The organism is Aureibaculum marinum (assembly GCF_003813905.1).
In the GTDB taxonomy this organism is placed as follows: Bacteria; Bacteroidota; Bacteroidia; order Flavobacteriales; family Flavobacteriaceae; genus Aureibaculum; species Aureibaculum marinum.
Window position 1 is genome coordinate 1 of the sequence record NZ_RPFJ01000095.1, and the last position, 7,767, is coordinate 7,767.

The window sequence follows — 7,767 nt, forward strand, 5'->3', positions numbered from 1 at the left end:
CGTATGATTATACTACAACAAATTTAGGAAATTATAATGATGGCACCCATGAAGTATTTTTACAATGGGACATAGATTTTTCAAAGAAAAACTTAAAATCACCTAGATTCTTTTAAAAAGATAGACACTTTGTGTTAATTTAACTTTATTTAGAAAAAAAAGTAGTGGTTTTTAATTATAAAAATTACTATTGTTTTTTAATTGTTTAAATAAAATAATAACTTCTTAGTACCTTTTAAAATGGGCTAAACCTTATGTCTATAAGGCTTAGCCTTTTCTTTTGTTCTTAACAATAAATTTTCATTTTGATTTGTTTCCAAAATAAAGAAGCGTAAAATGCTTTTTTAACAATTTTTTATATATTTGTATTCATTGTAGAGATACAAAAGATTAAATAATTATTGGGGAGAAATTTATGTGTTTCTATGAATAACTCTATAGACTACACCACATACATCACTAAGTAAGAGAATATTATGAAAAAAAGTTACTTAACTGCATTAAATTTTAAAGAATTTTTAAAGTGGCGAACAACAGCTATGATTTTGTTGTTGTCAATTGGTATTGGTATTAATAGTCATTCACAAAGTCTTGATAAAAGTATTGCTAGAGGTGTAGACTCATGGAGTACCTCTGTCATTACTAATACACTAGATGTTCGTACTGCTACAGGCGGAGAAACGTTAAACTTTGGGGTCGGGTCTAGTACTGTTGTTAATGATATTACTGTTGATGGGCAACTATATGTTCCAGCACCTACACCTTCTAGTTATATTATAAACCGTGTAGATAATGCTCTTACAACAGGAGATGATTTTGATCCTTGGTACAGAGAATTTGATAGTCCTTTTGACGAATCAGCAAATAATTATTTAGCACCATATTTTGCAACAGTTAGCGATATTATTTCGGCTAATATTATTGATGTTGGCTTGGATAATACTTTTAATAATATTTCAGGGACTCAATATTCTAATATAGAACGTATAGATGTTCTTTTTAATGAACCTAGAACACTTAGGAGTATTGATATGCAGGCTGGTTTTCCAATTTTTGAAAGAGGAGGGTCAGGCTTGGTTAGAGTAGCTGTAATTACTGGAATAGATGGCTCTGGAAACCCGACGTCATATTCTATTGTAGTTAGAAACGGAGGAAACGATCCTTATGGTCCAGCTTTAACGACAAATTATTATTACGATATATTGTCGAAATTAGAAATTGATACACAATATACTTATGCTGAAATTGGAATGAATCAGTCTATAAAAGGTGTGTTTTTTAGATGGGAAGATTTTGAGCTTACTCCAGGTCAAACAGTATATGGTTATTCAATAGCAGATTTTGATGCTCCTTTAGATCCTGCAGATTATGCAGATATTTCTAAATATGATACAAATACTGGGCAGTCTTCTCCTAGTGGAGCTGATTTAATTTTTAACTTTCAATATTTTGCTCCAAATATAGATACCGATGGAGATGGAGTTCCTGATTATGCTGATTTGGATAATGATAATGATGGTATTTTAGATGCTGATGAAGGTGCTTACAATGCTACCCCAACAGATACAGATGGAGATGGTACTCCAGATTATTTAGATAAAGATTCTGATGGTGACGGTTGTCCTGATGCTATTGAGGCTGCAGGAGGTTTTACTTCAGCGGATATAGATGCAAATGGGATGTTAACAGGTGGTGTTGATAGTGATGGTGTGCCATTGGCAGCTGGTTCAACAGGTCAAGCAAATACAGCAGATGTAATAACAGTTGGGCCAGATTTAGATGAAGATGGTATTTCAGATGCTTGTGACGATACTGATGATAGAGTTGATAGTGATGGTGATGGAGTTCCAAATGTTGTTGATTTAGATAATGATAATGATGGTATTCCAGATGCTATTGAGCAAGATTGTGGGTACGGTGTTTATGAAATTGATGATTTCAATGCTCCATTATGGAATTACGGTACTGGAAATGGAGGCGATGCTTCTGGATCAGGTACCTTAAAAGGAGTTTCATTTACAATGTCTTTCAATGTAAATGGAGGTTCAAAATTGTTTGCATCAACAGGTCAATATACCAGTAACTCAACGTTAGGGCATGGTGGTAATCCAGGTTCACTATTAGTAGGTGGTGATGGTGAAAGTATTACTTTTACTTTCGACAATCCTATTACTGTTGTAATCGGTTTTGATCATCTTAACGCCAATGGAGATGGCTGGTTGTTTGGAACACCAGCTGATGAAGTGGTTTCGTTAATTGGCAGTCATGAAGTTGTTGGTGGTGGTTCAATTGACGGAGTGCAATATATTAGTGATTTTATAAACCCAAATATTACAGGAATATCTTATTTTAAATGGGTAAATATTACTACATTAACTATAACTACAACAGGACTTCCAACAACTACCATTGGTTTAAATTCGTTGGCCTCTTTTTGTGATAAAGATAATGATGGTATTTTTGATTATTTAGATTCTGATTCAGATAATGATGGTATACCAGATGTAGTAGAAGCAGGTGGAACAGACGATGATGGCGATGGAATGATTGATGATTTTACAGATACTGATGGTGATGGTTTACATGATACACTACTTCCAGTACCAGATACAGATGGAGATGGTATTCCAGATTATTTAGATTTAGATTCTGATAATGATGGTATTCCAGATAGCGTTGAAGGTAATGTAGATACAGACGGCGATGGTGTTCCAGATTATTTAGACTTAGACTCTGACGGCGATGGTATTCCAGATATTATAGAAGCTGGCGGTACCGATTCTGATGGAGATGGAATGGTTGACGGATTTACAGATACTGATGGTGATGGTTTAGATGATACAATAGCAACTACACCACTTCCTATGCCAGATACAGATGGTGATGGCGTGCCAAATCACTTAGATTTAGATTCAGATAATGATGGTATTCCAGATAGTATTGAAGGTAACGTAGATGCTGATGGTGACGGCGTGCCAAATTATTTAGATTTAGACTCTGATAATGATGGTATTACAGATGTTACAGAGGCTGGAGGTACAGATGCTGATGGCGATGGAATATTTGATGGTTTTACAGATACTGATGGTGATGGCTTAGATGATACGTTAGCAACAACTCCGCTCCCAGTTCCAGATAATGATGGTGATAGTATACCAAATTATTTAGACTTAGATTCTGATAACGATGGTATGCCAGATATTATAGAAGCTGGTGGTATAGATACGGATAATGATGGAATGGTAGACGGATTTACAGATGCTGACGGAAATGGTCTAGATGACAATATATCTCTTCCTCTTCCAATGCCAGATACAGATGGTGATGGTGTGCCAAATCACTTAGATTTAGATTCTGATAATGATGGTATTCCAGATATTACTGAAGCAGGCGGTGTAGATGGTGATAAGGACGGAATGGTTGATGGGTTTACAGATGCTAATAATGATGGATTACATGACCCATTAACAGGTCCTGGTAATGCTTTTCCAATAGACGATTTTGATGGCGATGGTATACCAAATCACTTAGATTTAGATTCTGATGCTGATGGTATTTCAGATGTTATAGAAGCTGGTGGTGTAGATGCTGACGGAGATGCTCAGGTTGATTATGTAACTTCTGGAGACCCTTCTACTTTATTGGATGCAAATAATAATGGATTACACGATACTTTAGAATCTACTCCATTGCCAATACCAAATACAGATGGTACTTATGGACCAGATTATTTAGATATTGATGCTGATGCTGATGGTATCGTAGATAATATTGAAGCACAAACTACCGTAGGTTATATAGCTCCTTCCGGTTTTGATATTGATAATGACGGTCTTGACGATGCATATGATGGTGATAACGGAAATACAATAGGAGTTATAGATCAACTTGCTAACGCAATTGTACCAACAGATACAGATGGAGATGGTACTCCTGATTATACTGATTTAGACTCAGATGACGATGGAGATTCGGATGCTTTAGAAGCTTGGGATACAAATAATGATGGTGTTGCTGAAACCGTAGCTTTTAATGCTGATGCAGATAATGATGGGTTAGATAATGCTTTCGATGTTGATCCTATAAGTCCAGATCCTACAAATGGAGGTACTGTACCAACGGACTTCCCAGACTTAGATATTCCAGGAGGAGAGCCTGATTGGAGAGAACCTCTAGATATTGACTGGGATAATGATGGTGTTGATGATTATCTTGACCTAGATTCAGATAATGATGGTATTCCAGATACAGTAGAGTCAGGTGGTAATGATCCTTATGGAGATGCGGATGGAGATGGTATTTACAATTGGATGGATACAGTAGATGATGGTGGTGCAGGTGATGGAAGTACTACAGACTATACCGATGATGATAATAATGGAATTCCTGATGTTTATGATACTGACGGAGATGGTGTACCAAATCACCTAGATTTAGACTCAGATAATGATGGAATTTATGATATAGTTGAATCTGGTCAAATAAATGCTGCAAATAATATAGTTGATACGAATAATGATGGTATTATTGACGCCGCAAACTCTGGTACAGTAGGTACTAACGGATTATTTGACCCATTAGAAACCGCTCCTGATAGTGGTGTTCTTGTTAACCCAACAGCTGATTCTGATGGAGATGGAATACCTGACTCTAATGAAATCAACGCTGATAACGATGGTTGTAGCGATGTTATTGAAGCAGGCTTTGTTGATGGTGATAATAATGGATATTTAGGCAATGGAACTCCTGGAGCAGGTTTAAATACTAATAGTAATGGTGTAGTTACAAGTGCTGGAGTAATTGGTGTTGATGTTTATACAGAACCGGCAGACGTAGATGGTAATGGAATTTATGATTTCCAAGAAGCAGGTGAATCTGTATCTATTACAACTCAACCAACAGACCAAAATGTAGTATTAAATGCCAATGCAAATTTTGACGTGACCAATTTAGGTTCTTTACCAACCTATCAATGGCAAGAAAGTACAGATGCAGGAGTGACATGGAATAACGTGACTGATGGAGGAATTTATTCTGGAGCTAATACAGCGAGTTTAACAATTAATGCAAACACCACAACTTTAAGTGGAAATATGTATCGAGTTATAATTTCTTCACCAGTATTGGCTTGTGAAGGAGCAGTAACTTCTGATGAAGTATTATTAACTGTATTCGCTGATCAAGACGGAGACGGTATTGCTGATTATCTAGATTTAGATTCTGATAACGATGGTATTCCAGATGTTGTTGAGGCAGGTGGAGTGGATCCATACACAGATGCTGATGGCGATGGAATTCCACTTTATTTAGATGATAATGATAATGATGCTGCCATCGGAAATGTTGATGGTTTAATTGAAGCAGGGTTTGATACAGACGGAGACGGTATTCCTAATCATTTAGATTTAGATTCAGATAATGATGGTATTTATGATATTGTAGAATCTGGTCAATTAAATGGAACAACAATAGTAGATTTAGATAATAATGGAGTCTTAGATGGTAACCCATCTGATTTTGGTGCAAACGGATTATTAAACTTAATAGAAGACGCTCCAGATAGTGGTGTTCTTGCTATCCCAACGGCTGATTCTGACGGAGATGGTGTTCCTGATTCATTAGAATTAGATGCTGATAACGACGGTTGTTTTGATGTTGTTGAAGCTGGAATGGAAGACAATGATGATAATGGAAGACTAGGAAGTGACACGGGCTTATCAGTAGATGCTAATGGTGTCGTAAATACATCTGGTGTTACTGGTTATACAGAACCTAATGATTTAGATAATAATGACATTTATGATTTCCAAGAAGCTGGTGTAGAGGTACAACCTATTGCAGTTCAACCTATGGATCAAGTAATTGTTGTTAATGCAAATACTAACTTTAGTGTTGATTTACAAAATACAATTACCTATCAATGGCAAATGAGTACAGATGCGGGTCTTAATTGGTCAGATATAGCTAATGGAGGTACAGAGCCAACAGTAACAGGTGCAACTTCAGAAGAACTGACCTTAACTATGGTGCCTTTAGAGTATAATGGTTATATGTATAGAGTAGTATTGTCTTCTCCAGCATTTGCTTGTGATACAGATGTTATCTCTGATCCAGCATTGCTTACCGTATATCCTGATTTTGATGGTGATGGTGTGGGAGACCCTATAGATTTAGATTCTGATAATGACGGTATTCCTGATTTAGTTGAATATAATGGAATGGATCCTTATGCTGATAATGATGGCGATGGCGTTTGGGCATTCCTAGACCAAAATGATAATAATATTTCTTTAGGGGCATATCCTGATGATAGAGTTAATCCAGCTTACGATTTTGATGGTGATGGTATACCAAACCACTTCGATTTAGATGCTGACGGCGATGGTATTTTTGATGTTGATGAAGCTGGTCTTGGTGATTTAGATGCTAACAATGATGGTGTAATTGATGGAGACCCTGTAGATTTTGGCTCAAATGGATTGTTCTTTGATATAGAAACAGATGATACCGCTAGTGCGGATATTACTTATGAACCTTTAGATTCTGATAGTGATGGTCATTTAAATTTCTTAGATATTGACGATGATGCAGATGGCATCTTAACTATTGTCGAAGGAACTGGCGATTTTGACGGAGATGGTTATCCTAATTATTTAGATCAAGATGCTGACGGAGATGGTATTCCTGATAATGTTGAAGCTCAAACTACAGCAGGTTATAACAATCCAAGTGGTGTTGATGCTAATAATGATGGATTAGATGATGCTTATGGGCCTTCAGGTATTTCACCTGTTGATACTGACGGTGACGGCGATCCTGATTATTTAGATTTAGATTCTGATAATGATAATGTTCCAGATAGTACTGAAGGTCATGATTTTGATGCTGATGGTGAGCCAGATGTATTACCTAGTGGTAACGATTCTGATAATGACGGATTAGATGATGCATATGATGGTTCAGTTGGAGATTTCGCTGACCCTAATGGCTTAGTAGTAATTGATAATCCAGCAGATGATTTACCAAACAGAGATAAAACACTTGCAGGTATTTCTAACTATGATACATTAGTAACTGGAGATAATGAAGTTGACTTCAGAGATACTGACGATGATGGTGATAGCATACCTACTATTGATGAAGTTGATGAAATAGGTGGTGATCCTAGAGATTTTGATTGTGATGAAGATGGTACACCAAATTATTTAGATGCAACTTCGTGTGATATTATTCCTGAAGGTTTCTCACCAAATGGAGATGGACTTAATGATGAATTGATAATACCAGCCTTGTCTAAGTATAAAAACTTTGAAATGGAGGCATATGACAGATGGGGTAACAAAGTTTATGAATACAGTAGAAATGGTAGTATTCAAGCAGATTGGTGGGATGGTTACTCTACTGGTACAATGACTATCGGTAAAGGTAACAAGGTTCCTGTAGGAACATATTACATAATTATTAAATTTAATGAAGCTGGTAGAGAACCAATTGCAGATTGGGTATATATAAATTATTAATAAATTTAGAAACCTACACCTCTTTCTGAAAGGTGTAGGTTTAATTTAAACTTAATTTTTAAATTAAGTTATTATAGAAAATAATAAAATGTTTTTTCATCTAAAGAAGCGAAAACTAAATTAAAAACACAATGAGAATAATATCAGTAATTTTACTAATAATATTAGGATTATGTACAATTGAAGGGCATAGTCAACAAGATCCTCAATATACCCAATACATGTACAATATGAATATTGTAAATCC

General features: G+C 35.9%; 1 protein-coding gene. It reads left to right on the plus strand.

The window, feature by feature from the left end; all coding sequences use genetic code 11:
- Window positions 1–476 precede the first annotated feature (476 nt).
- Window positions 477–7,520, plus strand: coding sequence for a T9SS type B sorting domain-containing protein (locus EGM88_RS15060; RefSeq protein WP_123899241.1), 7,044 nt, complete (start codon window positions 477–479; stop codon window positions 7,518–7,520).
- The last annotated feature ends 247 nt before the right edge of the window (window positions 7,521–7,767 follow it).